Source organism: Mycobacterium asiaticum (assembly GCF_001668675.1).
Lineage (GTDB): Bacteria > Actinomycetota > Actinomycetes > Mycobacteriales > Mycobacteriaceae > Mycobacterium > Mycobacterium asiaticum_D.
Map to the genome: position 1 here is coordinate 19,071 of NZ_LZKQ01000195.1, position 23,338 is coordinate 42,408.

Genomic DNA, 23,338 nt, shown 5'->3' on the forward strand with positions numbered 1-23,338 from the left:
CGACGCCGTGAGGTGTCTAAACTAAGGGATCTTGCGTGCAGGCCGGTCGGGACGGGGTTGGTGGATGAAGTTGCGCTCGCACACATTGATTGCCTGGTTACGGGCTGGATCGGCGTGCCTCGGGGTGGTGCTGATGGTCGTGGGTTGCACCACCATGGTGCCCGGACGCGCGGTGTCGATCCTCAACGATCCGTTCCGGGTGGGTGGTTTGCCGGCCACCAGCGGGCCCAGCGGTACCAAGCCGAACGGACCGGCGCCCACCGGCACCGTGCTCAACACCAACAACGGTCCGATCGACAAGTTGTCGTTGTACTCCATCAACGACATCGAGGAGTTCTGGAAAGCCAACTACACAGCCCCGTTGAAGGGCGCGTTCAAACCCGTCGACAAATTGGTGTCGTATGACTCCAACGACCGGAACAGTCCGATCGTCTGTTACAACGAGACCTATCAGTTGGTCAACGCGTTCTTCACGTCGCGCTGCAACATGATCGCTTGGGACCGTGGGGTATTCATGGCGGTCGCCCAGCAGTACTTCGGGGACATGTCAGTGAACGGTGTGCTTGCACACGAATTCGGGCACGCCCTGCAGACAATGGCCAAACTGGTCACCCGGCGCGACCCCACCATTGTTCGCGAGCAACAGGCCGACTGCTTTGCCGGGGTCTATCTGTACAACGTGGCCGCGGGCAAATCGTCGCGCTTCACACTGAGCACCGCCGACGGGCTCGACCACGTACTGGCCGGGATCATCACCACCCGCGACCCGGTGATGGACGCGGACTCGCAGAACGACGACGAACACGGGTCGGCGCTCGATCGGGTCAGCGCGTTCCAGATGGGCTTCGTCACCGGAACTCAGGCGTGCGCCGCGATCAACAAGGCCGAGGTCGAGGAGCGCCGCGGCGACCTGCCGACCGCGTTGCGGGTGGACACCAGCGGCGGCACGGAGACGGGCGAGGTGAAGATCACCAAGGACACCCTGGACACGCTGATGGAGCTGATGGGCAAAATCTTCGCGCCGAAGAATCCGCCGACCCTGTCCATGACGGAGAGCGGTTGTTCGAATGCCAAGCCCAGCCCGCCAGCCTCCTACTGCCCGGCTACCAACACCATCGCCGTGGACCTGCCCGCGCTGGCGACCATGGGCAAGGTTGCCGGCGAGAAAGAGCACAGTCTGCCCCAGGGCGACGACACCGCGCTGTCGATCGTGATGTCGAGATACGCACTGGCGGTACAACACGAGCGCAAGCTGCCGATGCAGAGTCCCTGGACCGCGCTGCGCACGGCGTGCCTCACCGGCGTCGCGCACAAGAAGATGGCCGAGAACATCGAGCTGCCTTCGGGTAATTCGCTGGTATTGACGGCCGGCGACCTCGACGAGGCCGTGGCCGGATTGCTCACCAACCACCTCGTCGCCAGTGACGCCGACGGCGCCAGCGTCCCCGCCGGTTTCACCCGGATCGCGGCCTTCCGCGCCGGTGTGGGCGGGGAGATGGAAGGGTGCTACTCGCGCTACCCGGGATAAGGAGGCTCCTGTGACCGAACCGCCCTACTACCCACCGCCACCGGGCGACTACCCGCCGCCGGGCGGTGGTTACCAGCCGCCGCAGGGCGGGGGCTACGGCTACCCGCCGCCGCAACCGCCGGGATATGGATATGGCTACCCGTCGCCGGGCTACCCGCAGCAGAGCGTCGGCACGAACGGGATGGCGATAGCGTCCCTGGTGACGGCGCTGGTCGGTTTCCTGATCTGCATCATCGGTTCGTTCCTCGGGGTGATCTTCGGGATCATCGCGCTCAATCAGATCCGCAACACCGGCCAGGGTGGGCGCGGGATGGCGATCGCCGGGATCATCATCGGCGGACTCGGCACTGCTTTGGCCCTGGTCCTGTTCATCGTCTTCGTGATCATCGGCGCCAACTCGAAGCCGGACGACACTTACTCCGGGGCACCGGCTCCGGTGGTCGCCGTGCAGTACCACGCGGTCCCGGCCGCGGCGGCGTAGCTACGAACGCCGCCCGGTCCACCATCCTGTGGTGGGGCCGGCGATCTCGGGATGCGGCACGTAATGGGCGGGCTCGTCCTCCCGGTGTTCGTCGCGCACCCACATCACCACGAACGCGGTGACCAGGACCCACCCGATGGCAACGGTGGGAATCGACCACAACCGCCGGACCAACAAAGCGGTGCCGCACCGGGCCGCGGTCTCGCCTTCGACCTGCGTCTGGACCACCGTGGCGCCAATCCCATTACCGCAGTTGACCTTCATGCCGTAGATGTCGAACTGGTCGAGGTAGACCGGGAACCACAGCGCGCCCAGCCCGATCAACGCCATTGCCAGTCCGGCGATCCCGAGGTATATCTGACGGTGACTCACATCTTCTCCCAGACGATGTTAATGGGTGCTTCGCTGGCTGCAGTTCAGGTCATGCAGACGTTCGAGAACAGCAGTACCGGCCAGGACACAATCGATCCCAAATAGGAAACCGCCAGGTCGGCGCCGTGCAGGTCGCGCAGGTGCTCGGTGTGTGTATTCGACCAAACCCTCCCGACCAGCAGGTACGGCACGCCGATAACGATTCCGATGGCTAACAGCCGCCCGACCGCTAGCTGATAGCTCAGCACCCGGCGAATTGTCTGCAACATCTGTCCCGCCCACGGATCGGACCCCCTCGTGCGTCCATATGTTAATGGGGATTCTACAGGGGTGTGGCTGAATGCGAGATTTGGCGGTAGGCCTCAGACCAGCAGTCGAAGGGCCGCCGCGACCGCCAGCTGGGCGACGTCGAGGCTTTTGGAGCCGAGGTCGTGCCGGGCGCCGGTGATCTCGACGATCTCGGTGCGTGCCGGGATCAGCGCGGCCGCGTCGCGCAGTTCGGCGATGCTGCCGAACGGGTCGGAGGTGCCGTGGGTGAACACCGTGGGGGTGGTGATCTCCGGCAGGTGTTCGGTGCGGGCACGCTCCGGCTTGCCGGGCGGATGGACCGGGTAGGAGAACAGCGTCAGCACATCCACCGGTGAGCGGTTTTCGGCAACCACCATGGATGTCTGCCGCCCGCCGTAGGAATGTCCGCCGGCCACCAACGGGCCGCCGGCAAGGTCGCGGCACAACTGGATTGCCTCGACGATGCCGTCGCGGTCGGTGGCGGCCGAACCCGACGGCGGGCCCTTCGGGCGACGGCGCCGGTACGGCAGGTTGTACCGCACCGCAAGCCAGCCGACTCGGGCCCACTCGTCGCAAACCCGTTGCAACAGTGCGGAATCCCGATTGCCGCCGGCGCCATGGGTCAACGCCACCACCCCGTGCGGGTTGCCTTCGGGCCGGTGCGCGACTCCGGCGATTTGATCGAGGTTCACGATCCGAGCCGGAACAACGGTGAGACCGGTCCGTGGCCACCGCCCAGGGGGTAGGCGGCGCGCAGACATTCGGTCACCCAACGCTTTCCGAATGCCACCGCGTCCGGCACGGAATATCCGTGCGCGAGCGCGCAGGCCACCGCGGACGCGAGGGTGTCCCCGCCGCCGTGGTCGTCACCGGTGGGCAGTCGCGGCGTGTCGAACTCGTAGAAGTCCGCGCCGTCATAGAGCAGGTCGCAACTACGGTCCGACGATCGCAGATGACCACCCTTGACCAGCGCCCAGGCCGGACCCAGGGCGTGCAGGGCCTTGGCCGCGGCGCGCTGAGAGTCGGGGTCGACGACGTCGATGTCCACCAGCAGGCGCACCTCGTCCAGGTTCGGCGTCACCAGCGTGGCCAACGGAAACAGTTGCGTCCGAAGCGAATCCAATGCGGAGCCGGCGAGCAGCGGATCGCCGTGCATGGACGCGCACACCGGGTCGACGACCAGCGGCACGGTCAGCTCCAGCTGCCGCCAGGTCCGGGCCACCGCGCCGATGATGGCCGACGACGCCAACATCCCGGTTTTGGCGGCCTGGACGCCGATGTCGGTGACCACCGCCTCGATCTGGCCGGCCACCACATCGTCGGGCACCTCATGAAAGCTCTTGACGCCCAGCGTGTTCTGCACGGTGACCGCGGTGACGGCCACGCATGCGTGCACGCCCAGCAGGCTGATGGTGCGCATGTCGGCCTGAATGCCGGCACCGCCTCCGGAGTCGGATCCGGCAATAGTCAGCACCCGCAGCGGCGTCGCTGCCGGCTGCGGTAACGGCAGGAAACTCACGCGAGCGGGAGATATACCCGGTTGCCGTGTTCGGCGAACTCGCGTGACTTTTCGGCCATGCCGCTGGCGAGCATGGCCTCGACGTCTTCTTCGGTCTCCAGCCCGTGCTTGGCGGCGTAGTCGCGCACGTCCTGTGTGATGCGCATCGAGCAGAACTTCGGGCCGCACATCGAGCAGAAGTGCGCGGTCTTGGCGGGCTCGGCCGGCAGCGTCTCGTCGTGGTACTCCCGAGCGGTGTCGGGGTCGAGGGACAACGCGAACTGGTCGTTCCACCGGAATTCGAAACGGGCCTGCGACAGCGCGTTGTCGCGCTCCTGCGCATGCGGGTGCCCCTTGGCCAGATCGCCTGCGTGCGCGGCGATCTTGTAGGCGATGACCCCGTCCTTGACGTCCTTGCGGTCGGGCAGGCCGAGGTGTTCCTTCGGGGTTACGTAGCACAGCATCGCGGTGCCCGCCTGGGCGATGATCGCGGCGCCGATCGCCGAGGTGATGTGGTCATAGGCCGGTGCGATATCGGTGGCCAGCGGTCCCAGGGTGTAGAAGGGAGCCTCCTCGCACAGCTCCTCTTCCAGGCGCACGTTCTCCACGATCTTGTGCATCGGGACGTGGCCGGGGCCTTCGATCATCACCTGCACGCCATGGGCTTTGGCGATCGTGGTCAGTTCACCGAGGGTGCGCAGCTCGGCGAACTGCGCGGCGTCGTTGGCGTCGGCGATGGAACCCGGGCGCAGGCCGTCACCGAGGGAGAAGGTGACGTCGTACTGCGCCAGGATGTCGCAGAGCTCCTCAAAGTTCGTGTACAGGAACGACTCCCGGTGATGCGCCAAGCACCAGGCGGCCATGATGGACCCGCCGCGGGAGACGATGCCGGTGACCCGTTTGGCGGTCAGCGGCACGTACCGCAGCAGCACCCCGGCGTGCACGGTCATGTAATCGACACCCTGTTCGCACTGCTCGATCACGGTGTCGCGGTAGAGCTCCCAGGTCAGTTCCGTCGGGTCGCCCTTGACCTTTTCCAGCGCCTGGTAGATGGGCACGGTGCCCACCGGGACGGGCGAGTTACGCAGGATCCACTCGCGGGTCTCGTGGATGTTCTTGCCGGTGGACAGGTCCATGATGGTGTCCGCGCCCCAGCGGGTGGCCCACACCATCTTGTCGACCTCCTCGGCGATCGACGAGGTGACGGCCGAGTTGCCGATGTTCGCGTTCACCTTGACCGCGAACGCCTTGCCGATGATCATCGGCTCACTCTCGGGATGGTTGTGGTTGGCCGGGATCACCGCGCGCCCGCGGGCGACCTCGTCGCGGACCAGCTCGGCCGGCATGCCTTCGCGCGCGGCGATGAACGCCATCTCGGCGGTGATCTCACCGGCGCGGGCACGCTGCAGCTGGGTGCCGCGGTCGCGGACCACGCCGGGTCGCGGCGGCAACCCGGCCGCCAGGTCGATCACCGCGTTGGGGTCGGTGTAGGGCCCGGAGGTGTCGTACAGATCGAAGTGGTCGCCGGTGGACAGATCCACCCGCCGGAACGGCACTCGCATGCCGTCCAAGTCTTGATACACCTTGTGGCTGCCCGCGATCGGGCCGGTGGTGACGGACGGTTCAATGGTGACAGTCATCCTGCATCTCCCTACGCCGGCATTACCCGGTCAGGTTCTTACGGTCGACGGCCCCAGCCGTCCTCTCAGCGCACTAGGCATGCGCTCCCGCGTCATTTGTTGGTGGCGTCCCCCACGCTAGCGCAGCGCCGCCCGCGGATGCGAGGGGAGAATGTCCGCAACAGAGTTGAGCTGCTCGTATGTGCTGTCGCCGGCGGATGGGATGATGGCGGGGTGCAACCCGCCGGAGCAGGCCCCTACCTCAATGTGGGCAGCTTCCGGTTCTGGTTCGTCGGCCAGCGCTGGGAGTGGTCGGACGAGGTGGCCCGGATGCACGGCTACGAGCCCGGTTCGGTCGAGCCCACCACCAAACTGCTGCTGTCGCACAAGCATCCGGAAGACCGCGCGCACGTCCAGGACCTACTGGACTACGCGCTGCGTTCGGGGGAGCCGTTCTCCAGCCGACACCGGTTCATCGATACGCGTGGTCAGGTGCATGACGCGATCGTGGTGGCCGACCGCATGCTGGACGAGTCGGGTGCGGTGCTGGGCACCGCGGGCCACTACATCGATCTCACCGACACCTTCGACGAGGCGCGCCAGGAGGTGCTCGACGAGGCGTTACCCGACCTGTTCGAGAACCGCGCGGCCATCGAGCAAGCCAAAGGTGTGCTGATGTACGTGTACCGGGTCAACGCCGAGCAGGCGTTTCGGGTGCTGCAGTGGCGGTCGCAGGAAACCAACGTCAAACTGCGCGCGCTCGCCAAGCAACTGCTGGACGAGGTCACGTCGCTGGCCAATCCGTCGACCGTCGCGCAGGGACAGTTCGACCACCTGTTGCTGACCGTGCATGAACGCATCCCTGCCGAATCCAGCCCGTAACCAGCGGGTTATTCTCCACAGCACTGAGAAGGGGTGGGGCGGCGGAGTCGGGTATCCGCGCCTTGTCCACCGGCCGAAATCTGACACATCTAGGCGGGTAACACCGAATGGAGTTGCTGAAGGTCACCCAGGAGTCGCGTGCGGACGGGATCGTCGTGCTCGCGGACGGGGATATCGATTCGAGTAGCGTCGAAAAGCTGATCGTCCAGCTCAAAAGGGCGCTCGAGGTGGCCGCCACCCACCCGGCGCGCCTGGTGATCGTCGATCTGGAACGGGTGAATCTGCTCGGCAGCGCCGGGTTGAACGCATTGCTCGACTGTCATGAGGAAGGCGTGGCCGCCGGGACATCGGTGCGACTGGTCGCCGACCATCCCCCGGTGCTGCAGCCGATCAGGGTCACGGAGTTGGACCGCATCCTGCAGATCTATCCGACCGTCCCCGACGCGCTGCGCGATCACCGGGATCGCTGACCGCCCCTGTTACACGTCTTCCAGCGCCTCGCCGAGTTCCTCCAGAAGCTGATTGCGGTGATTGCTGGCCAGCACGTGTCCGGTGGCGATGACCAAGGCGACCGGCCAGTCGATGAGTTCGAAGGCGGCCAACGCCGCCAAGCCGCCGTAATAGGCCAGTTGCTCGGGCCGGGGCACGGCCACCTTGCCCACCACCGGCAGGTTGATGGCGAAGGTTTGGCCCTCCCGGATCTTGTCCACAGCGTCGCGCTGGGAGGTTTCCCGGCGAGTTTTGTTTTCCGCCATCATTTGCCTTTCAGTAACGAAGGGTTTGCCGTTGCGCCCGATGGAGCGGTCACCGTCGGGAATATGACGACGACAGATCATCTGGCTGACCCGCTGGCTTCGTCGTTCGCCGCGTTGCTGAGGGGGCCTTTGACCGAGCTTTATGCGCTGATGTGGCGCGTCGGGGTGCTTGAGGTCGGGACGAGCGATCGGACGGATCACCGGCGCGTTGCTCAACAGTGCTGATCGCCGCGATCAGTTGGTGCTACGCAGGTTGCCGGATCCTGCCCGCCGGCCGGACGCCTTCTTGGCCGCCGTCTTGGCGGGGGCCTTCTTGGCCGCGGCCTTGCGCGGCGACGACGTCTCCGGCGCTTCCTCGGTGGGCACGGCAGTCAGTTTCGTCGGGGTCGGCGGCGCGGGCTGCTCGGGTCCGTGACCCAGCTTGCGCAACAACAGCGCACCACCTCCGACGGCCAGCAGGATCGGCCACTCGACCAGACCCGCGGCGCCGACCGCCCCGAGCGCCAGCGCGGCCGCGGGGGTGGACTTGCTGCCGGTGCTGAGTCCCTGCTGGATGCCTTCGGCGGCGCCTTTGACGCCGCCGACGATGCCGTTGACTGCGGCGCCACCGACAGCGCCGGCCGCAGCCGTGGTCGCTGTCGCCGCCCGACTCACCGTTCGACCCACACCGCGCACCGCTCCGTCGACGACACCCATGATGACTCCCTGGCTTGACTCTCCTGCCTGTATACCCCGCCGTCGCGCAGTTCACCAGAATCAGCAACGTGATTCACAGCAGGCCCCAAACTTGCTGGGGCCTCAGGGGGCACGAAGATCAACCAGCACCGGGGCATGATCGCTGGGCGCCTTGCCTTTGCGCTCTTCCCGGACGATCTGCGCATCGGCGACGCGTGCCGCCAGCGCCGGCGAGCCAAGGATGAAATCGATACGCATCCCTTGCCGTTTCGGGAAACGCAACTGGGTGTAGTCCCAATAGGTGTAGACCCCGGGCCCGGGCGTGAAAGGCCTTACCACGTCGACGAATTGCGCTTCGACGATGGCGTTGAACGCCTGCCGCTCGGGCTCGGACACGTGGGTGCTGCCCCGGTAGAAATCGGTGCTCCAAACGTCCTCGTCGGTGGGCGCAATGTTCCAGTCGCCAACCAGTGCGATCGGAGCGGTCGGGTCCTCACGCAGCCAGTTCGCAGCCGTATCGCGAAGCGCCGCAAGCCATTCCAGCTTGTACACGTAGTGCGGATCGGTGAGGGTACGGCCGTTGGGGACGTACAGGCTCCACACCCGCACGCCGGCGCAGGTCGCACCCAGGGCACGCGCCTCCGCCGCGGCGGCCACGTCGGGCTTGCTGCTCCAGGTGGGCTGTCCGTCGAAGCCGACCTGCACGTCGTCGAGGCCGACGCGGGATGCGATAGCCACGCCGTTCCACTGGTTGAAACCGACGTGTGCGGTCTCATAGCCGAGCTCGAAGAAGGGCAGGGCCGGAAACTGCGTGTCCGAGCATTTGGTTTCCTGCATCGCCAGCACGTCCACCTCGGCGCGTTGCAGCCAGTCGAGGACGCGGTCCAGGCGGCTGCGGATCGAGTTCACGTTCCAGGTGGCCAGCCGCAGCGTGCCGTGGGGCATGGGTTCTCCTATCTCACGGATGGCAGGACGTACCGCCGGCGATGATGCAGCCGAAAGCCCAAAGACTGTGCGGCGGAGGTCGAGTCGGTCTCCGCCACTGCCAGGTGCGCCCGGGTGGCTCCGTGACACGCGCCCCAGGCCAGCAGCTCCTCGCACCGTCCGGCATCGTCCGCGGGCGCGGCGGACAGGCCCACCCACCGGGTGCCGTCGGGTGCGTCGGATATCGCGGCGCGAACCGCGCCTTCATCCGGTCGTACCGGCGGGCCGGGCTCGTCCGGATCACAATCGAGGTCGCGGACCAGAACCTGTTCGACGGTTTCGCAGGCCGGATCCGGTGGCGTAGGCAGCAGCCGGTCGGGAATGACCAGGCGCGGGGTCAGTCCGCGGCTGGTGTACCACGCGGCAATCGCTGCAACGGTGTCCATCCGGGCCGAGATATCCAGTGGCGCGGCAGAATTGGCGGCCCGGTCAGGTCCGTGCGCGCGCAGCAGCCAACCGTCCAGCCAGGTGTGCTCGGTGCCGCGCCAGGCCGCCGCGGCGGCGTGCTCGAGCGCGCGGATGTCGGCGGTGCGCACCGGCGCGTCGGTCAAAACGCGTAGCGCCACCACATCGCCGGGCGCCACCTCGACGACCGCACCGGACTTCGTCTGCACCCGCGCCATGGGCTCGACGGTCAACAGGCGCCCGACCGCATCGGTGAGCGGCGGCACCGAGCCGGGGGGCCGCCGGTATCGGAGCGTCACCCGGGTGCCGAGGGCCGGCCAGGAAATCATCAGTGACCGAACGGGTCGGGCCCCTCACCCGGCAACCAGGACAAACCGGGCACGCCCCAACCATTCGACTTGACCGCGCGCTTCGCGGCGCGCGCGTGCCGGCCGATCAGGCGGTCCAGGTAGAGGAATCCGTCGAGGTGACCGGTCTCGTGCTGCAGCATGCGGGCGAACAAGCCGGTGCCCTCGATGCTGACCGGTTTGCCGTCGGCGTCGAGTCCCGTGACCCGGGCCCAGTCGGCGCGGCCGGTGGGGAAGGACTCGCCGGGAACGGACAGGCAGCCTTCGTCGTCGTCATGCCCGGCGCTGGGCATGGTCTCCGGGATCTCGGAGGTCTCCAGCACCGGGTTGATCACCACACCGCGGCGGCGGTTGGTCAGCCCGCGGTCGTCGGAGCAGTCGTAGACGAACAGCCGCAGCCCGTACCCGATCTGGTTTGCCGCCAGGCCGACACCGTGGGCGGCGTCCATCGTGTCGTACATGGTCTTGATGAGTTCGGGCAGATCCGCCGGCAACGATCCGTCGGCGCCGACGGCGACGGGCGTCGTGGGCGTATGCAGGACTGGATCTCCCACGATGCGGATGGGTACGACTGCCATGGTCGGCTAGCTTAAGCGCAGCCCGGATCGCACCGGCATGCAAGTGTGACCAAGGCGACCGGACGCACCCGCGCCGGCCGCTGCCTGGTACGCAGCATGGGACGGGCCGAACAAGTCAGCCGACTCGCGGGGCTGCATTCCGGTTCAACGCATACGGGCGTGTTTCAATATTCGCGCAAAACATTTGCCCCTATGTAGGTCAAAGTCATTCGAGTTTTCGCCGGAAGGGTCCAGGGGAAGCGATATGGACAGCGCGATGGCGCGGGCAAATCAAGCGGGGGACGACTCGGAGATCACCGATGGCCTGACCCGTCGTGAACACGACATCCTGGCCTTCGAACGTCAGTGGTGGAAGTTCGCCGGGGTCAAGGAAGACGCCATCAAAGAGTTGTTCTCGATGTCGGCGACCCGCTACTACCAGGTGCTCAACGCGCTGGTTGACCGGCCCGAGGCGCTGGCCGCCGACCCGATGCTGGTTAAGCGGTTGCGTCGATTGCGCGCCAGCCGTCAGAAGGCCAGGGCCGCGCGCCGCCTCGGCTTCGAGGTCACCTGACGGGTCCCGGCTACAGTTGGCTCGATGAACGAGCGCGTACCTGATTCTTCGGGTCTTCCCCTGCGGGCCATGGTGATGGTGCTGCTGTTTCTGGGTGTGATCTTCCTGCTGCTGGGCTGGCAGGCGCTGGACTCGGCCGGAAAGTCCGACGACGACACGTCCGCGGTCACAACGGCGCTCACCACCAACGCGCCGACGTCGACCAGTGCAAAGCCGGCGGCGAATCAGGCCGAGGTGCGGGTGTACAACATCTCGTCGCGCGAGGGCATCGCCGCACGCACCGCCGACGAACTCAAAGCCGCCGGCTTCAAGGTGACCGAAGTGACCAACCTGGCAATACCGGACATCTCAGCTACCACCGTCTACTACAACGACGACGGCGAGAAGGCGACCGCGGATGCGGTAGGCCAGAAGCTGGGCGCACCGGTCGAAAAGCGCATCCCCGCGCTTGCCGATCAGCCGCCGGGTGTCATCGTTTTGGTGACGGGTTGATCCTGAGTTCGCCTCGCCGCCAGGCTAGGCTCTCGGCTATGCCTAAGCTCGCCGGTCTCAATGTCGCAGCCGCCACCATTTCCGCCCTGTCTGCCGCTGCGCTGCTAAGCGCCTGCAACTCGCCCCAACATGCGGCGACGACACCGGGCACGACGCCGTCGGTCTGGACCGGAACCCCGGCGCCGGCGACCTCCGGTCACCAGGAAGCCACGCCGAGCCCGCAGGCTGGGGCCGCGGCGCAGACGTTGCTGTCCGTGCTCAAGGGGCCCGACGGCGCGCAGATCGCGACGGCGAAATTCGAGTTCGCCAACGGCTACGCTACCGTCACGATCACCACGACCGGTTCCGGCGTGCTCTCGCCCGGGTTCCACGGTGTGCACATCCACAAGGTCGGCAAGTGCGAACCCAATTCGGTTGCGCCGAACGGCGGTGCGCCCGGTGACTTCCTGTCCGCCGGTGGGCATTTTTCCGCCCCGGGGGCCAGCGGTCCGCACGCCAGCGGCGACCTGACGTCGTTGCAGGTCCGCAAGGACGGGCAGGGGATGCTGGTGACGACGACGGACGGCTTCACCGCCGAGGACCTGTTGTCCGGCAGCAAGACCGCGATCATGATCCATGCCGGCGCGGACAACTTCACGAACATCCCGGACCGCTATCAGATCAACGGACAGCCCGGTCCGGACGAGACGACCATGACCACCGGTGACGCCGGCAAGCGGGTGGCGTGCGGTGTCATCGGGACTGGGTAAGGGACCGGATAAGGGTCCGAGCGGTCTGCCGGCCACCAGGGCTGCCCACCGCATCGATTTCGCTCGTTCGCCGCGCCCGACCGTCGGCGTGGAGTGGGAGTTCGCCCTCGTCGACGCCCAAACCAGGGACCTGAGCAACGAGGCCACCGCCGTCATCGCCGAGATCGGCGAAAACCCTTGCGTGCACAAAGAATTGCTGCGCAACACCGTTGAGGTGGTCAGCGGCATCTGTGAGAACGCGGGGGAGGCGATGGAGGACCTGCGGCGCACCCTGGGCCCCGCGCGTCAGATCGTCCGGGACCGCGGGATGGAGCTGTTCTGCGCGGGCACCCATCCGTTCGCGCAGTGGTCCAGCCAGAAGCTCACCGATGCCCCCCGCTACGCCGAGTTGATCAAGCGCACGCAGTGGTGGGGCCGGCAGATGCTGATCTGGGGTGTGCATGTGCACGTGGGGATTTCGTCGGCCAACAAGGTCATGCCGATCATGTCCTCGCTGCTCAACCAGTACCCGCACCTGCTGGCACTCTCGGCGTCCTCGCCCTGGTGGGGCGGTGAAGACACCGGGTACGCGAGCAACCGGTCGATGATGTTCCAGCAGTTGCCGACCGCGGGACTGCCCTTCCACTTCCAGAAATGGTCGGAGTTCGAAGGATTCGTCTACGACCAGAAGAAGACCGGCATCATCGACCACGTCGACGAAGTGCGTTGGGACATAAGGCCTTCACCGCACCTCGGCACGCTCGAGGTGCGCATCTGCGACGGGGTGTCCAACCTGCGCGAGCTGGGTGCGCTGGTGGCACTGACGCACTGCCTGATCGTGGACCTGGACCGCCGCCTGGAAGCCGACGAATCGCTGCCCACCATGCCGCCCTGGCACGTTCAGGAGAACAAATGGCGGGCGGCCCGGTACGGGCTGGACGCGGTGATCATCCTGGACGCCGACAGCAACGAGCGGTTGGTCACCGAGGACCTCGACGACGTGCTGAACCGGTTGGAGCCCATTGCCAAGTCGCTGCGATGCTCCGACGAACTCGCCGCGGTGGCCGACATCCCGCGCCGTGGCGCGTCCTATCAGCGGCAGCGCCGGGTCGCCGAGGAACACGACGGTGACCTGCGGTCGGTGGTGGACGCACTGGTCGCCGAATTGGAGATCTAGCGGGCCGCGCCCCAGTTCGCACCCGGAATCAACGCACCGCCGATTCCTGTGAATGGGTCAGTGCGGCAATCTGTCTCAGCATTCGACGGACGACCACGCGGTGCGCGCCGGTGCCGATGACCAGGGCGCGGTAAATCTTGCCGTGCGGTCCGGGGAAGGCGGCAAAGGTGACCGCCCGCAGCCGGGTGCCATCCAGGTCGCTGCCATACGGCTCGATCTCGAAGATGAGCCGGTAGACCGCGAAGGGATGGCGGCCCCGCAGCGCCAGGCGGCGCGGTTCGATTGCCTCGTGCAGCTTGAATCCGACGGGAACCGTTGTGGGGTCTGCCGGGTCGCGGCACATCTTCCGCAACAGCGCGGACCAGACTTCGGCCGTTGAGGCGTGGATCGCGATAGCATGCTCATCGATATAGGGTATTCGTTCCATATGGAAGGATCGTACTAGATCGTGGCCCCGCCGCGGAAGCATGAAACCGATGTGATCCTGGACGCGACGCGAGCGCTGGTGCTTGCCGGCGGCCCACGCGCGGCCAGCGTGGCGGCGATCGCGAAGGCCAGTGGCGCACCGGCTGGGACGCTCTATCACCGGTTCGGCAACCGGGACGGGGTGGTGATCGCGGCATGGCTGCGCGCCCTCGAGCGGTTTCAGACCCGCGCGATGGCGGCTTCGGCCGAAACCGCCGTGGAGGTGGCGGTGGCAATGGCCGTCGCGGCAGTCGAATTCGCTCGCGAGCAGCCGGAGGACGCGCGACTGCTGTTGACAATCCGGCCCGACGACCTGGTGGACGGCCGCCCCGACGCGTCGTTCCGGGAGACGCTAACCGCGATGAATGCGCCGCTGATCTCGCGGGTGCGGGAGTTGGCGCAACAGTTGTACGGCACCAGCGATCCGCGCGCCGTCGATGCGGTGAATCGTGCGGTCGCGGACCTGCCGTACGCGGTCGTGCGCCGCCATGCCCACGACGATCCGCCGCCCGAATGGCTGGCCGACGACGTCGCGGCCGCCGCCCGGGCGGTGCTGACTAGTTATGGTGGGCAAGGGGGTAGGAAGGGGGCGCCGGTGTGATGGATCGTGAACCGGTCGAGATGGCGATGTTCCCGCTCGAATCCGTGCTGCTGCCCGGCGAGGACCTGCCGTTGCGCATCTTCGAGCCCCGCTACACGGCGCTGGTCCGCGATTGCCTGGATCGGCCGGAACCCCGGTTCGGGGTGGTGCTGATCTCCCGTGGCCGCGAAGTCGGTGGGGCTGATGCCCGTTGCGAAATCGGGGCGGTGGCGCGGATCGCCGAGTACGTGGACGCCGGTGCGGGCCGGTATGTGCTCGATTGCCGGATGGGCGAACGCATTCAGGTGGTGGAATGGCTGCCCGACGACCCCTATCCGCGGGCGCGGGTCCGGGCGTGGCCGGACGAACCGGGGCCGCCGGTGACCGCCGCCCAGTTCCGTGATATCGAAGACCGGGTGCTGGCGCTGTTCGAACGCATCGCAGCGGTGCGCGAGGTGGAGCTGCCGGAGCGGGACGTGCTGCTTAACTATCCGGACGAGGCTGCCGACGACCTCGGAAAAATGTTGTACGCGTTAGCAACTCGAGTCCCGATGGGCCCGGCCGACAAATACGCGGTGCTGTCGGCGGCGTCGCCCGCGGACCGGTTGGTGGCGTTGCTGGAGGCGGTCGACTCGGTTGCGGCGATGATCGAATTCCAGTTGTCCGAGTAGGCGCTCAGCCGTCCCCGGCGAAGGCGCGCAGCGCTTCCACCTGCAGCGGGTCCAACGAGGGCCGGACCTTTTCCCGGGCCGCGGCCAGGTCGGCCGCGGTGACGTCGTCGGCATTGATGGAGCGCCGCATCGCCGTCAGCGCCGCCTCGCGCAGCAACGCCACACAATCGGCAGCGCTGTAGCCATCCAGGCCGGCGGCCACCGCGTCCAGATCCACATCGGCGCTCAGCGGAATGGATTTGCCCGCGGTGCGCAGGATTTCGCGCCGCGCCTCGGCGTCGGGTGGCTCGACGAACACCCGGCGTTCCAACCGACCGGGCCGCAGTAACGCCGGGTCGATCAGGTCGGGACGGTTGGTGGCACCGAGCACCACCACATCGCGCAACGGGTCGATGCCGTCGAGTTCGGTCAGCAGCGCGGCCACCACCCGGTCGGTCACGCCGGAATCGAAGCTCTGGCCACGCCGCGGAGCCAGCGCGTCCACCTCGTCGAGGAACACCAGCGACGGCGCGGAATCCCTTGCCCGTCTGAACAATTCGCGGACCGCTTTCTCCGAAGAGCCCACCCACTTGTCCATCAGCTCCGAACCCTTCACGGCGTGCACGCTCAGCTGGCCGGTGCTGGCCAGGGCGCGAACAACGAAGGTCTTCCCGCAGCCCGGCGGGCCGTAGAGCAGCACACCCCGTGGCGGGTCGACGCCCAACCGGGAGAAGGTGTCCGGGTGCTGCAACGGCCACAGCACCGCCTCGGTCAGCGCCTGCTTGGCGTCGGCCATGTCACCGACGTCGGCGAGGGTCACGCTGCCGACGCTGACCTCCTCGCTCGCCGACCGCGACAACGGCCGGATGACGGTGAGCGCCCCCAGTAGGTCCTCCTGGTTGAGCTTGGGCGGCTGGCCGTCGGCGCTGGCTCGCGACGCCGCCCGCAGCGCCGCCTCCCGGGTTAGCGCGGCCAGATCCGCTACAACGAAACCCGGCGTGCGGCTCGCGATTTCGTCAAGGTTGAGGTCGCCGGTCGGCACCGGCTTGAGCACCGCCTCCAACAGCGCCCGGCGCGTCCCGGCGTCCGGCAGCGGCACACTGAGCTCGCGGTCGCACAATTCGGGCGACCGCAGCCGCGAGTCCAGCTGGTCGGGCCGCGCACTCGTGGCGATCAGTGCGACGCCGTCGGTGGCCACCGCGGTGCGCAGCTCGGCCAGGATCAGAGCGGCCACCGGCTCGGCGGTCTCGGGCAGCAGCGCATCGACGTCGGTGATCAGCAACACCCCGCCGCCGTCGCGCACGGCCGTCACCGCCGACGCCACGGACTGCAGCCGGTCGTCGGCGGCCAGTGCGCCGACTTCCGGGCCGTCCAGCTCGACCAGCCTGCGGCCGGCGCACACCGCCCGCACCAACGTCACCTTGCCGACGCCCGGCGGTCCTGAGACCAGTACGCCCAGGTTGGTCCCGGCGCCGAGGGTCTTCAGGAGATGGGGCTCGTCAAGGGCAAGCTTGAGCCATTCGGTCAATTTGGCGGCCTGCGGCTGAGCACCCTTGAGTTCTTCCACCGCAATGTCCGGGCTGGCGACACTGACCCGTTCGCGCGACGTGTCGCCAGCCCTGCGGTCGACCGCGCCGCCCCAGGTGACCAAGGTGTTCGGCTGCACGCTGACCGGCCCGTCCGGGTCCACCCCGGTGACGGTTAACAGTTCCGAGGTCCAGCTGATGCCGACCGACGACGCCAGGGCACGGGTGGCGGCCGAGGTGGAGGTGCCCGGACCCAGGTCACGCGGCAGCAGCGACACCGCGTCACCGACAGTCATCACCTTGCCGAGCAATGCCAGCCGCAGCGTGGCCGACGAGAGGGATTGCATCGCCATTGTCGAGCCGCGCAGCGTCACCGTACGCGCGCCGTAGACGGTAACCGCACTGACGATGACCTCGGTGCCCTCCCGAAGGCCGGCGTTGGACAGGGTGACGTCGTCGAGCAACACGGTGCCGAACGGGATGGTGCCCGCTGCCATGCCCGCGACCGCCGCCGTGGTGCGCGAACCGGTCAGCGACACCGCATCCCATTCCCGGATCCCTAGCGCTGCAATGGCATTCGGATGCAGCCGAACCACGCCCCGGCGCGAGTCGACCGCCGAGGTGTTCAGGCGCGCGACGAACGTGAGCTGGTTGGAACCGGTCAAAGTCGCCTGCCCGGCTTGCGCAGCCCCAGCCGCGCCATCGACCGTCGGTGCGGCTGGGCCCGTCGGGTCGCGCGCCGGGCGGCGCGGCGTTGTTTGTTGTTGTCCTCCCACGCCTCGGGGTGCTTGGCCAGCCACCGCTTGCTGCGGACCGCGAACGGGATATGGCAGACGTAGGAAATGATGATCACCCAGATCAGGATGTAGGGCTGCAGCACCGCGGCCGCCGCGGCGATCGCCAGGACCGCCAGCAGCGGAGCCGCCCAGTTCGGCGGCACCGCCAGGGTGTGAAACTTTTTCATCGGCAGCGCGCTGACCATGAGCAGCGACGTCCCGGCGATCCAGAACGCCAGGAACCAGATCGACGTCCACCAGCCTTCACCGAACTGCAGCTTGAGGGCGATCGTGCCGATCATGGACACCGCGCCCGCCGGCGCTGGCATGCCCACGAAGTACTCCTTGGCGAACGGCGGCAGCGTTCCGTCGTCCTGCTGAGCGTTGTAGCGGGCCAGTCGCAGCACCACGCACACGGCGTACAGCAACACCACCGCCCAGCCGACCGGCCATTCGTACAGCAGCGTCACGTACACCACCAGCGCCGGGGTGACGCCAAAGTTCACCGCGTCGGCCAGCGAGTCGATCTCGGCGCCCATCCGGGACTGGGCGTCCAGAATGCGCGCCACCCGCCCGTCGAGCGCGTCGAGGATCGCGGCCACCGCGATCAGCGCCATGGCGGGGATGGGCTTGTGGTCCAGGGCGAACTTGATAGAGGTGAGACCCGCACAGATGGACAGCACTGTCATCGCGCTCGGCAGCAGATGCAGGTCGACGGTCCGTCGTCCCCGGGGCTTCTCGATCATGACAACTCGGCCAGGACTGTTTCGCCGCCGACGGCGTGCTGGCCCACCCGGACGAGGGGCTCGGTGCCCGGAGGGAGGTAGGTGTCCAGCCGGGAGCCGAACCGGATCACGCCGTAGGTGTCGCCGATGGACAGCTTGTCGCCAATGTGCGCCTGGCACACGATGCGGCGGGCCAACAGGCCGGCGATCTGGACGACGACCACCTCGGCGCCACTGGCCGTACGCAGCCGCATGCTGGTGCGTTCGTTGGCCTCGCTGGCCTCGGGCAGATCGGCGGACAGGAACTGGCCGGGGCGGTGCTGGACGGCGAGTACCTCACCGCTGACCGGCGCCCGCTGGACGTGGACATCGAGCAGGGACAGGAAAATGCTCACCCTGGGCAGCGGGGTGTCGCCCAGGCTCAGTTCGGCCGGCGGGGCGGCGAAGTCGACCAACGCGACCGTGCCGTCGGCAGGCGCGACTACCGCGCCGGGCCGGTTGGGCGGCACCCGTGGCGGATGACGGAAGAACCCGGCGCAGGCGCCCGCCGCGACCAGGCCCGTCCGGCGCACCCACCGATGGCGGTATCCGACGGCGGCCACGGCCAGGCCGGCGGAGACGAAAGGTATACCTGCCGGGTGGAGCGGGGGGATGGTCGACCGCACCAACTCGAGCCAGTGTGCAGGACCATCGGAAGAACCAGGGCGTCGTGCCACGCGGGTCATCTTACGGAAGGCTGGCGAACCGGGGTTCGTTCCGGCCCTTGCTGGGAACGCATACAACCGATTTGCCTGACTGAGGAGTCTGATTCCAATTCCGCCAGAAGTTCTGGACGCGGCACGGTTGCGTCGCGCGAAGCTGGGTGTCACGGCGGTGTTCATCGCTCATGCTGTCCTGTTTTCTTCGTGGGCTGCCCATATTCCGCAGGTCAAGGCGAGTTTGGGGCTCTCGGATGCCGCGCTGGGCACGGCGTTGTTCGGGGCGCCGCTGGGGTCGGTGCTGGCGACGGTGTGCTGCCACTGGGCGCTGCCTCGGTGGGGAAGTCGGCGATTGGTGCCAATCCTGGTGGCGGGCTACGCCTTCGCTGGGATGACGGTCGGGCTGGCGACGTCCGGCGGTTGGTTGTTCGGTGCGCTGGCGCTGTGGGGGATGTTCCAGGGCGGCCTGGATGTCGCGATGAACACCCAGGCCGGCACGGTCGAGCGACTCGAGCGCAGCCCGATCATGGCGCGGTTCCACGGGATGTGGAGCCTGGGCGCGCTGCTGGGAGCGACGATCGGTGCGGCCTGCGTGAGCGTCGGCATCGGCCTTGCGCCCCAGTTGACGGTCCTGGGGGTGGTGGTGCTGTTGCTCGGGGCGGCACTGGTGCGGGCCTTCGTCGCCGACGAAGCTGCCACCGGCGCTTCGGGCGAGTCCAGGCACGGCTGGATGAACGCCACCGTGGCGGTCCTGGCCGCGGTGGCGTTCGGCTCGTTCCTGTGTGAGGGTGCGGCCGCCGACTGGTCGGCGAATTACGTACACGACGTCGTCGGTGCCGGCCCGGGCGTCGCGGGATTGAGCTACGCGGCCTACACGCTGGCGATGGTCGTGGTCCGGTTCGGCGCCCTGCGGCTGCATTCGCGGATCCCGGCGCGTCGGCTGCTGCCGGTGCTGGCGGTGCTTGCCGCCGTCGGCGTGAGCGTCATGCTCGCCACCGCCAACCCCGTGCTGAGCGTGATCGGCTGGGCCAGCCTGGGCGCCGGCGTGGCGCTGTTGGTGCCGACCGCGTTCAGCGCCGCCTACTCGGCGGGCAATGGCGGATCGGCGATCGCGATCGTCGCGGCAACCGGCTGGGCGGGATATCTATTGTCGCCGCCCCTGATCGGGCACCTCGCCCACTGGGTCGGGCTGAGTGCGGCGCTGGTCGGCATTCCGGTGGTGATCCTGATCGCCGCGGCGGCGATAGCCGGCACCACCGCCTTCGACGCCGCCGACGAATTCCACCGGTCCTAGCGCAGGTCCCACACTCGCAGCTCGGATCCGGCCGGTACCTCCACCACATCCTCGGGGATGTCCAGCAGCGCGTTGGCCGAGGCCAGCCAGCGCAGATGGTGCGATGCCGGCGGGCCGTAACTGGTGACCTGGTTGGCTTCGGGATCCAGGACCGCGCGCCGGAATTGGCGTTTACCCCGGGGCGAGGTCACCGCCTCGGTGAGCACGGCGGTGCGATGCGGCCGGTGCGGATCGGGCAGGCCCATCGCGGCGCGCAGCGCGGGGCGGATGAACACCTCGAAGGACACCAGCGCGCTGACCGGGTTGCCGGGCAGCGTGACGATCGGTGTGCCCGCCACCCGACCGACCCCCTGCGGCATGCCCGGCTGCATCGCGACCTTCACGAACTGCACCCCCTGGTCGCCCTCGCGGCCGAAGGCGTCCTTGACCACCTCGTAGGCGCCGGCACTGACGCCGCCGCTGGTGATGATCAGGTCGGACTCGCCGGCGTACCGATCCAGCACGGCGCTGAACTGCGCTACGTCGTCGCCCGCGGTCGGGGTGGCGACCACGTCCGCGCCGGCGTCGCGGACGGCGGCGGCCAGCATGGTCGAATTCGACTCGTAGATCTGCCCGGGCTGCAGCGGGGTGCCCGGCGACACCAGCTCGGAACCGGTCGAGATGACCAGCACCCGCTGCCGGGGGAGCACCGGCAAGGCATCCAGACCCAGCGCGGCCACCAGTCCCAGCGCGGCCGGTGTCACCTGCTGGCCGGCGCGCAGCACCGTCGCGCCGGAGGTGACGTCCTCCCCGGCGTGGCGGATGTGCTTCCCGGCCTCGGAATGCTGCCGGATCTGCACCGTCGTCACCCCGCCGTCGGTGGCTTCGACCGGCACGATGGCCGTCGCGCCGGCCGGCACCGGGGCACCGGTCATGATCCGGTGGGCGGTTCCGGGCTGCAGCTGCAACCGGTCGGTGCGCCCGGCCGGGATGTCCTCGGCGACCGGCAGCACCACGGGGTTATCGGGTGTAGCGGCGGCGGTGTCCTCGGCGCGTACCGCGTACCCGTCCATTGCCGAGTTGTCGAAGACCGGCAGCGACAGCGGTGCGGTGACGTCCTCGGCCAGCACCAGACCCAGGGCTTCGGCCAGGCCGACGGTGATTGCAGGACGGCGCTGGATCAGCTCGGCGACGACGCGCTGGTGTTCGGTGACGGATCGCATGTCAGACGGGGAACTTGACGCCGGTGAGTTCTTCGGAGACGTCCCACAGCCTGCGTTGCAGATCGGTGTCGTGGGATTGGGCGCTGGACTGCACCAGCTTGGGACGGCCGCGTTGCTCACCCAATCCGTCGGGGCCGTAGTATTGGCCGCCCTCGACGGTGGGGTCGGTGGCCGCCCGCAGCGTCGGCCACGCGCCACTCTCCGGGCCCTGGAAAAGCACGGGTGCGAGCACCGCCTTGATCGGCTGGAAGATGCCGGGCAGGTTGCGCGACAGTTCGGTGTTGGAGCCGCCGGGGTGCGCGGCGACGGCGACCGTGGGGGCGGCGGCGTCGGCCAACCGGCGCTGTAGCTCATAGGTGAAGAGCAGGTTGGCCAGCTTGGACTGGCCGTAGGCGCCGACGCGGCTGTAACCGCGTTCCCATTGCAGGTCGTCGAAGTGGATGGCGGCGCGCAGGCGGTGGCCGAGGCTGCTGACCGTCACCACCCGGGATCCGCGCACCGGCAGCAGGTGATCGAGCAGCAGACCGGTGAGGGCGAAGTGCCCGAGGTGGTTCGTGCCGAATTGCAACTCGAAGCCATCCTCGGTGACCTGCTTGGGCGTCCACATCACCCCGGCGTTGTTGATCAGCAGGTCGATGCGCGGATAGCTGGCGCGCAGCGCCTGGGCGGCCCGGCGGATCGATGCCAGCGAGCCGAGGTCGAGTTCCTGCAAGGTGATGTCCGCGTCGGGTTTGACCGCGATGATGCGGGCGAGTGCGGTGTTGCCCTTTTCCAGGTTGCGCACCGCGAGCACCACATGTGCTCCGCGAAAGGCGAGTTCAGCCGCGGTGTGGTAACCAATTCCGGTGTTGGCGCCGGTGACGACTACGGTGCGACCGCTCTGGTCGGGAATGTCGGAGACCGCCCATTTGCGGTTCTTCTGGTCGTTGGAGGCCATGGCCCCGAAGATACCCAGGCGCGGTCGAGGGCCAGGCGTGCGTGCTCAGCTCAGGCGGTAGTCGCTCAGGTCGATCGACACCATCAACTCGTCGGGCATCGGCCCGCCGTCGCTGCCCCGGCGAAACGCCCGGCGCTTGGTGGGGAACGCGAAGCCGTCCACCCGGACGATCTCCGACACGTATTGAATCGCCGCGAAACCGCCGGCGACATCGACGCGGTAGTCGTGCCGGCACAACAGACAGTCCACGTCGAAGTAGAACTCCTGGGCCAGTCCGCCGTGCGCGTCGAGCACCGAGTCCAGCAGTCCGGCCATTGCTTGGCGTTAGATCCGGGTTGACCTCGAACGCCAGCCCCCTTTCTTGCACTCGGCATAGGCGAGTGCTAAGAATGACGTTGGCACTCGCGACCGGCGAGTGCTAGGTCGGGACGGTGAGGCCACTCTGGTCGTCCGTCGCGGGCACTGCGCCCGGCCAGCGTAAGTAACGGGGTCGCCCTGGTGACCCGTCATTCCCAATCCGGAGGAATCACTTCGCAATGGCCAAGACAATTGCGTACGACGAAGAGGCCCGTCGCGGCCTCGAGCGGGGCTTGAACAGCCTCGCCGACGCGGTAAAGGTGACGCTGGGTCCGAAGGGCCGCAACGTCGTCCTGGAGAAGAAGTGGGGCGCTCCCACGATCACCAACGATGGTGTGTCCATCGCCAAGGAGATCGAGCTGGAGGACCCGTACGAGAAGATCGGCGCCGAGCTGGTCAAGGAAGTCGCCAAGAAGACCGACGACGTGGCCGGTGACGGCACCACGACGGCCACCGTGCTGGCACAGGCGCTGGTCAAGGAGGGCCTGCGCAACGTCGCCGCCGGCGCCAACCCGTTGGGCCTGAAGCGCGGCATCGAGAAGGCCGTCGAGAAGGTCACGCAGACCCTGCTCAGCTCGGCCAAGGACGTCGAGACCAAGGAGCAGATCGCGGCCACCGCGGGCATCTCCGCGGGCGACCAGTCGATCGGCGACCTGATCGCCGAGGCGATGGACAAGGTCGGCAACGAGGGCGTCATCACCGTCGAGGAGTCCAACACCTTCGGCCTGCAGCTCGAGCTCACCGAGGGCATGCGGTTCGACAAGGG

At 67.8% G+C, this 23,338-nt stretch carries 30 protein-coding genes and 1 riboswitch; of the genes, 13 read left to right on the forward strand and 17 right to left on the reverse strand.

The window, feature by feature from the left end; all coding sequences use genetic code 11:
* Nucleotides 1–64 precede the first annotated feature (64 nt).
* Together A9X01_RS16715 and A9X01_RS16720 are read left to right on the forward strand one after the other, a co-directional pair.
* Entirely contained in the window at nucleotides 65–1,528 is a 1,464-nt protein-coding gene (locus tag A9X01_RS16715) for a neutral zinc metallopeptidase (protein WP_065121806.1), read from the forward strand.
* Nucleotides 1,529–1,538: 10 nt separating this feature from the next.
* Nucleotides 1,539–2,009, forward strand: a complete 471-nt coding sequence (locus tag A9X01_RS16720; protein WP_065034484.1) for a DUF4190 domain-containing protein — start codon at nucleotides 1,539–1,541, stop codon at nucleotides 2,007–2,009.
* Here A9X01_RS16720 and A9X01_RS16725 read toward each other — a convergent pair whose 3' ends face one another.
* The 5 genes from A9X01_RS16725 to thiC all read right to left on the reverse strand — a co-directional run bounded on the left by A9X01_RS16725 (nucleotide 2,010) and on the right by thiC (nucleotide 5,807).
* Complete coding sequence (locus tag A9X01_RS16725; RefSeq protein ID WP_065121807.1) at nucleotides 2,010–2,381, reverse strand: hypothetical protein; 372 nt, start codon at nucleotides 2,379–2,381, stop codon at nucleotides 2,010–2,012.
* A gap of 44 nt (nucleotides 2,382–2,425) precedes the next feature.
* Nucleotides 2,426–2,650, reverse strand: a complete 225-nt coding sequence (locus tag A9X01_RS16730) for a hypothetical protein (RefSeq protein ID WP_065121808.1) — start codon at nucleotides 2,648–2,650, stop codon at nucleotides 2,426–2,428.
* Nucleotides 2,651–2,743: 93 nt separating this feature from the next.
* Complete coding sequence (locus A9X01_RS16735; RefSeq protein WP_065121809.1) at nucleotides 2,744–3,361, reverse strand: alpha/beta hydrolase family protein; 618 nt, start codon at nucleotides 3,359–3,361, stop codon at nucleotides 2,744–2,746.
* Entirely contained in the window at nucleotides 3,358–4,188 is an 831-nt protein-coding gene (gene thiD, locus A9X01_RS16740) for a bifunctional hydroxymethylpyrimidine kinase/phosphomethylpyrimidine kinase (protein ID WP_065121810.1), read from the reverse strand. Before thiD ends, A9X01_RS16735 begins: the two co-directional genes overlap by 4 nt.
* Nucleotides 4,185–5,807, reverse strand: a complete 1,623-nt coding sequence (thiC, locus tag A9X01_RS16745; RefSeq protein WP_065121811.1) for a phosphomethylpyrimidine synthase ThiC — start codon at nucleotides 5,805–5,807, stop codon at nucleotides 4,185–4,187. Before thiC ends, thiD begins: the two co-directional genes overlap by 4 nt.
* A riboswitch (TPP riboswitch) is annotated at nucleotides 5,799–5,908 on the reverse strand. Its footprint overlaps the gene before it by 9 nt.
* Nucleotides 5,909–6,020: 112 nt before the next feature.
* Here thiC and A9X01_RS16750 point away from each other — a divergent pair.
* Both A9X01_RS16750 and A9X01_RS16755 read left to right on the forward strand, forming a co-directional pair.
* Nucleotides 6,021–6,668 carry a PAS and ANTAR domain-containing protein gene (locus A9X01_RS16750; protein WP_065121812.1) on the forward strand — a complete coding sequence of 216 codons (648 nt, stop codon included), beginning with the start codon at nucleotides 6,021–6,023 and terminating at the stop codon, nucleotides 6,666–6,668.
* A 107-nt stretch (nucleotides 6,669–6,775) separates the two neighbouring features.
* A complete protein-coding gene (locus A9X01_RS16755; protein WP_065121813.1) occupies nucleotides 6,776–7,138 on the forward strand; it encodes an STAS domain-containing protein in 363 nt (120 codons plus the stop codon).
* Between the two features lie 9 nt (nucleotides 7,139–7,147).
* Here A9X01_RS16755 and A9X01_RS16760 read toward each other — a convergent pair whose 3' ends face one another.
* Nucleotides 7,148–7,426 (reverse strand): hypothetical protein, encoded by a 279-nt coding sequence (locus tag A9X01_RS16760; protein ID WP_065121814.1) that lies wholly within the window; start codon nucleotides 7,424–7,426, stop codon nucleotides 7,148–7,150.
* Between the two features lie 60 nt (nucleotides 7,427–7,486).
* On the opposite strand from A9X01_RS16760, the gene A9X01_RS31420 reads away from it, so the two are divergent.
* The gene (locus A9X01_RS31420) at nucleotides 7,487–7,648 is read left to right on the forward strand and encodes an Rv1535 domain-containing protein (RefSeq protein ID WP_253849157.1); all 162 of its coding nucleotides are present in this window, start codon (nucleotides 7,487–7,489) and stop codon (nucleotides 7,646–7,648) included.
* A 9-nt stretch (nucleotides 7,649–7,657) separates the two neighbouring features.
* Here A9X01_RS31420 and A9X01_RS16770 read toward each other — a convergent pair whose 3' ends face one another.
* The 4 genes from A9X01_RS16770 to A9X01_RS16785 form a co-directional block, all read right to left on the reverse strand.
* Nucleotides 7,658–8,119 (reverse strand): hypothetical protein, encoded by a 462-nt coding sequence (locus A9X01_RS16770; RefSeq protein WP_065121816.1) that lies wholly within the window; start codon nucleotides 8,117–8,119, stop codon nucleotides 7,658–7,660.
* A gap of 102 nt (nucleotides 8,120–8,221) precedes the next feature.
* A complete protein-coding gene (locus A9X01_RS16775) occupies nucleotides 8,222–9,028 on the reverse strand; it encodes an exodeoxyribonuclease III (protein ID WP_172832539.1) in 807 nt (268 codons plus the stop codon).
* Nucleotides 9,029–9,051: 23 nt separating this feature from the next.
* Nucleotides 9,052–9,816 (reverse strand): GNAT family N-acetyltransferase, cg3035/Rv0428c family, encoded by a 765-nt coding sequence (locus tag A9X01_RS16780; RefSeq protein ID WP_065121818.1) that lies wholly within the window; start codon nucleotides 9,814–9,816, stop codon nucleotides 9,052–9,054.
* Nucleotides 9,816–10,412, reverse strand: coding sequence for a peptide deformylase (locus A9X01_RS16785; protein WP_065121819.1), 597 nt, complete (start codon nucleotides 10,410–10,412; stop codon nucleotides 9,816–9,818). Before A9X01_RS16785 ends, A9X01_RS16780 begins: the two co-directional genes overlap by 1 nt.
* A gap of 244 nt (nucleotides 10,413–10,656) precedes the next feature.
* Here A9X01_RS16785 and napA point away from each other — a divergent pair, with 244 nt between their 5' ends.
* The 4 genes from napA to A9X01_RS16805 are packed head-to-tail and all read left to right on the forward strand — an operon-like array spanning nucleotide 10,657 to nucleotide 13,362.
* Complete coding sequence (gene napA, locus A9X01_RS16790) at nucleotides 10,657–10,965, forward strand: nucleoid-associated protein NapA (protein ID WP_065121820.1); 309 nt, start codon at nucleotides 10,657–10,659, stop codon at nucleotides 10,963–10,965.
* Nucleotides 10,966–10,989: 24 nt separating this feature from the next.
* A complete protein-coding gene (locus tag A9X01_RS16795) occupies nucleotides 10,990–11,457 on the forward strand; it encodes a LytR C-terminal domain-containing protein (RefSeq protein ID WP_065121821.1) in 468 nt (155 codons plus the stop codon).
* A gap of 38 nt (nucleotides 11,458–11,495) precedes the next feature.
* A complete protein-coding gene (sodC, locus tag A9X01_RS16800; RefSeq protein WP_065121822.1) occupies nucleotides 11,496–12,206 on the forward strand; it encodes a superoxide dismutase[Cu-Zn] in 711 nt (236 codons plus the stop codon).
* Between the two features lie 25 nt (nucleotides 12,207–12,231).
* Entirely contained in the window at nucleotides 12,232–13,362 is a 1,131-nt protein-coding gene (locus A9X01_RS16805) for a glutamate--cysteine ligase (protein ID WP_065121834.1), read from the forward strand.
* Between the two features lie 28 nt (nucleotides 13,363–13,390).
* Here the strand turns inward: A9X01_RS16805 and A9X01_RS16810 are convergent, their stop codons facing one another.
* Nucleotides 13,391–13,789, reverse strand: coding sequence for a hypothetical protein (locus A9X01_RS16810; protein ID WP_065121823.1), 399 nt, complete (start codon nucleotides 13,787–13,789; stop codon nucleotides 13,391–13,393).
* Nucleotides 13,790–13,810: 21 nt separating this feature from the next.
* Between A9X01_RS16810 and A9X01_RS16815 the strand changes: the two genes are divergently transcribed.
* Nucleotides 13,811–14,428: a TetR/AcrR family transcriptional regulator gene (locus A9X01_RS16815; RefSeq protein ID WP_065121824.1), complete on the forward strand. Its 618-nt coding sequence runs from the start codon at nucleotides 13,811–13,813 to the stop codon at nucleotides 14,426–14,428.
* Nucleotides 14,428–15,078 carry an LON peptidase substrate-binding domain-containing protein gene (locus A9X01_RS16820; protein WP_065121825.1) on the forward strand — a complete coding sequence of 217 codons (651 nt, stop codon included), beginning with the start codon at nucleotides 14,428–14,430 and terminating at the stop codon, nucleotides 15,076–15,078. The genes A9X01_RS16815 and A9X01_RS16820 overlap by 1 nt, the downstream gene beginning before the upstream one ends.
* Nucleotides 15,079–15,082: 4 nt before the next feature.
* On the opposite strand, the gene A9X01_RS16825 is transcribed toward A9X01_RS16820, so the two are convergent.
* The 3 genes from A9X01_RS16825 to A9X01_RS16835 are packed head-to-tail and all read right to left on the reverse strand — an operon-like array spanning nucleotide 15,083 to nucleotide 18,800.
* Complete coding sequence (locus A9X01_RS16825) at nucleotides 15,083–17,248, reverse strand: AAA family ATPase (RefSeq protein ID WP_065121826.1); 2,166 nt, start codon at nucleotides 17,246–17,248, stop codon at nucleotides 15,083–15,085.
* The gene (gene pssA, locus A9X01_RS16830; protein ID WP_065034501.1) at nucleotides 17,245–18,105 is read right to left on the reverse strand and encodes a CDP-diacylglycerol--serine O-phosphatidyltransferase; all 861 of its coding nucleotides are present in this window, start codon (nucleotides 18,103–18,105) and stop codon (nucleotides 17,245–17,247) included. The genes A9X01_RS16825 and pssA overlap by 4 nt, the downstream gene beginning before the upstream one ends.
* Complete coding sequence (locus tag A9X01_RS16835; protein ID WP_155772129.1) at nucleotides 18,102–18,800, reverse strand: phosphatidylserine decarboxylase; 699 nt, start codon at nucleotides 18,798–18,800, stop codon at nucleotides 18,102–18,104. The genes pssA and A9X01_RS16835 overlap by 4 nt, the downstream gene beginning before the upstream one ends.
* 127 nt (nucleotides 18,801–18,927) lie before the next feature.
* On the opposite strand from A9X01_RS16835, the gene A9X01_RS16840 reads away from it, so the two are divergent.
* Nucleotides 18,928–20,076: an MFS transporter gene (locus A9X01_RS16840; protein WP_065121828.1), complete on the forward strand. Its 1,149-nt coding sequence runs from the start codon at nucleotides 18,928–18,930 to the stop codon at nucleotides 20,074–20,076.
* Here the strand turns inward: A9X01_RS16840 and moeA are convergent.
* Genes moeA through A9X01_RS16855 form a run of 3 tightly spaced genes read right to left on the reverse strand, consistent with a single transcriptional unit; the run spans nucleotide 20,073 to nucleotide 22,530 of the window.
* A complete protein-coding gene (moeA, locus tag A9X01_RS16845) occupies nucleotides 20,073–21,278 on the reverse strand; it encodes a molybdopterin molybdotransferase MoeA (RefSeq protein WP_065121829.1) in 1,206 nt (401 codons plus the stop codon). The two genes, A9X01_RS16840 and moeA, sit on opposite strands and share 4 nt — an antisense overlap.
* A gap of 1 nt (nucleotide 21,279) precedes the next feature.
* The gene (locus A9X01_RS16850; RefSeq protein ID WP_065121830.1) at nucleotides 21,280–22,215 is read right to left on the reverse strand and encodes an SDR family NAD(P)-dependent oxidoreductase; all 936 of its coding nucleotides are present in this window, start codon (nucleotides 22,213–22,215) and stop codon (nucleotides 21,280–21,282) included.
* Nucleotides 22,216–22,260: 45 nt separating this feature from the next.
* The gene (locus A9X01_RS16855) at nucleotides 22,261–22,530 is read right to left on the reverse strand and encodes a hypothetical protein (RefSeq protein WP_065121831.1); all 270 of its coding nucleotides are present in this window, start codon (nucleotides 22,528–22,530) and stop codon (nucleotides 22,261–22,263) included.
* A 221-nt stretch (nucleotides 22,531–22,751) separates the two neighbouring features.
* Between A9X01_RS16855 and A9X01_RS16860 the strand changes: the two genes are divergently transcribed.
* On the forward strand, nucleotides 22,752–23,338 hold a 587-nt coding region (locus A9X01_RS16860; RefSeq protein ID WP_301336940.1), incomplete at its 3' end, for a TCP-1/cpn60 chaperonin family protein.

Coding starts and splice junctions, on each gene's coding strand:
- A9X01_RS16795 (WP_065121821.1), top strand. CDS start 10,990: ATGAACGAGCGCGTACCTGATTCTTCGGGTCTTCCCCTGCGGGCCATG.
- A9X01_RS16810 (WP_065121823.1), bottom strand. CDS start 13,789: ATGGAACGAATACCCTATATCGATGAGCATGCTATCGCGATCCACGCC.
- A9X01_RS16770 (WP_065121816.1), bottom strand. CDS start 8,119: ATGGGTGTCGTCGACGGAGCGGTGCGCGGTGTGGGTCGAACGGTGAGT.
- A9X01_RS16760 (WP_065121814.1), bottom strand. CDS start 7,426: ATGATGGCGGAAAACAAAACTCGCCGGGAAACCTCCCAGCGCGACGCT.
- A9X01_RS31420 (WP_253849157.1), top strand. CDS start 7,487: ATGACGACGACAGATCATCTGGCTGACCCGCTGGCTTCGTCGTTCGCC.
- A9X01_RS16855 (WP_065121831.1), bottom strand. CDS start 22,530: ATGGCCGGACTGCTGGACTCGGTGCTCGACGCGCACGGCGGACTGGCC.
- A9X01_RS16785 (WP_065121819.1), bottom strand. CDS start 10,412: ATGGCAGTCGTACCCATCCGCATCGTGGGAGATCCAGTCCTGCATACG.
- moeA (WP_065121829.1), bottom strand. CDS start 21,278: ATGCGATCCGTCACCGAACACCAGCGCGTCGTCGCCGAGCTGATCCAG.
- pssA (WP_065034501.1), bottom strand. CDS start 18,105: ATGATCGAGAAGCCCCGGGGACGACGGACCGTCGACCTGCATCTGCTG.
- A9X01_RS16755 (WP_065121813.1), top strand. CDS start 6,776: ATGGAGTTGCTGAAGGTCACCCAGGAGTCGCGTGCGGACGGGATCGTC.
- A9X01_RS16715 (WP_065121806.1), top strand. CDS start 65: ATGAAGTTGCGCTCGCACACATTGATTGCCTGGTTACGGGCTGGATCG.
- napA (WP_065121820.1), top strand. CDS start 10,657: ATGGACAGCGCGATGGCGCGGGCAAATCAAGCGGGGGACGACTCGGAG.
- A9X01_RS16730 (WP_065121808.1), bottom strand. CDS start 2,650: ATGTTGCAGACAATTCGCCGGGTGCTGAGCTATCAGCTAGCGGTCGGG.
- sodC (WP_065121822.1), top strand. CDS start 11,496: ATGCCTAAGCTCGCCGGTCTCAATGTCGCAGCCGCCACCATTTCCGCC.
- thiC (WP_065121811.1), bottom strand. CDS start 5,807: ATGACTGTCACCATTGAACCGTCCGTCACCACCGGCCCGATCGCGGGC.
- A9X01_RS16820 (WP_065121825.1), top strand. CDS start 14,428: ATGGATCGTGAACCGGTCGAGATGGCGATGTTCCCGCTCGAATCCGTG.
- A9X01_RS16850 (WP_065121830.1), bottom strand. CDS start 22,215: ATGGCCTCCAACGACCAGAAGAACCGCAAATGGGCGGTCTCCGACATT.
- A9X01_RS16780 (WP_065121818.1), bottom strand. CDS start 9,816: ATGATTTCCTGGCCGGCCCTCGGCACCCGGGTGACGCTCCGATACCGG.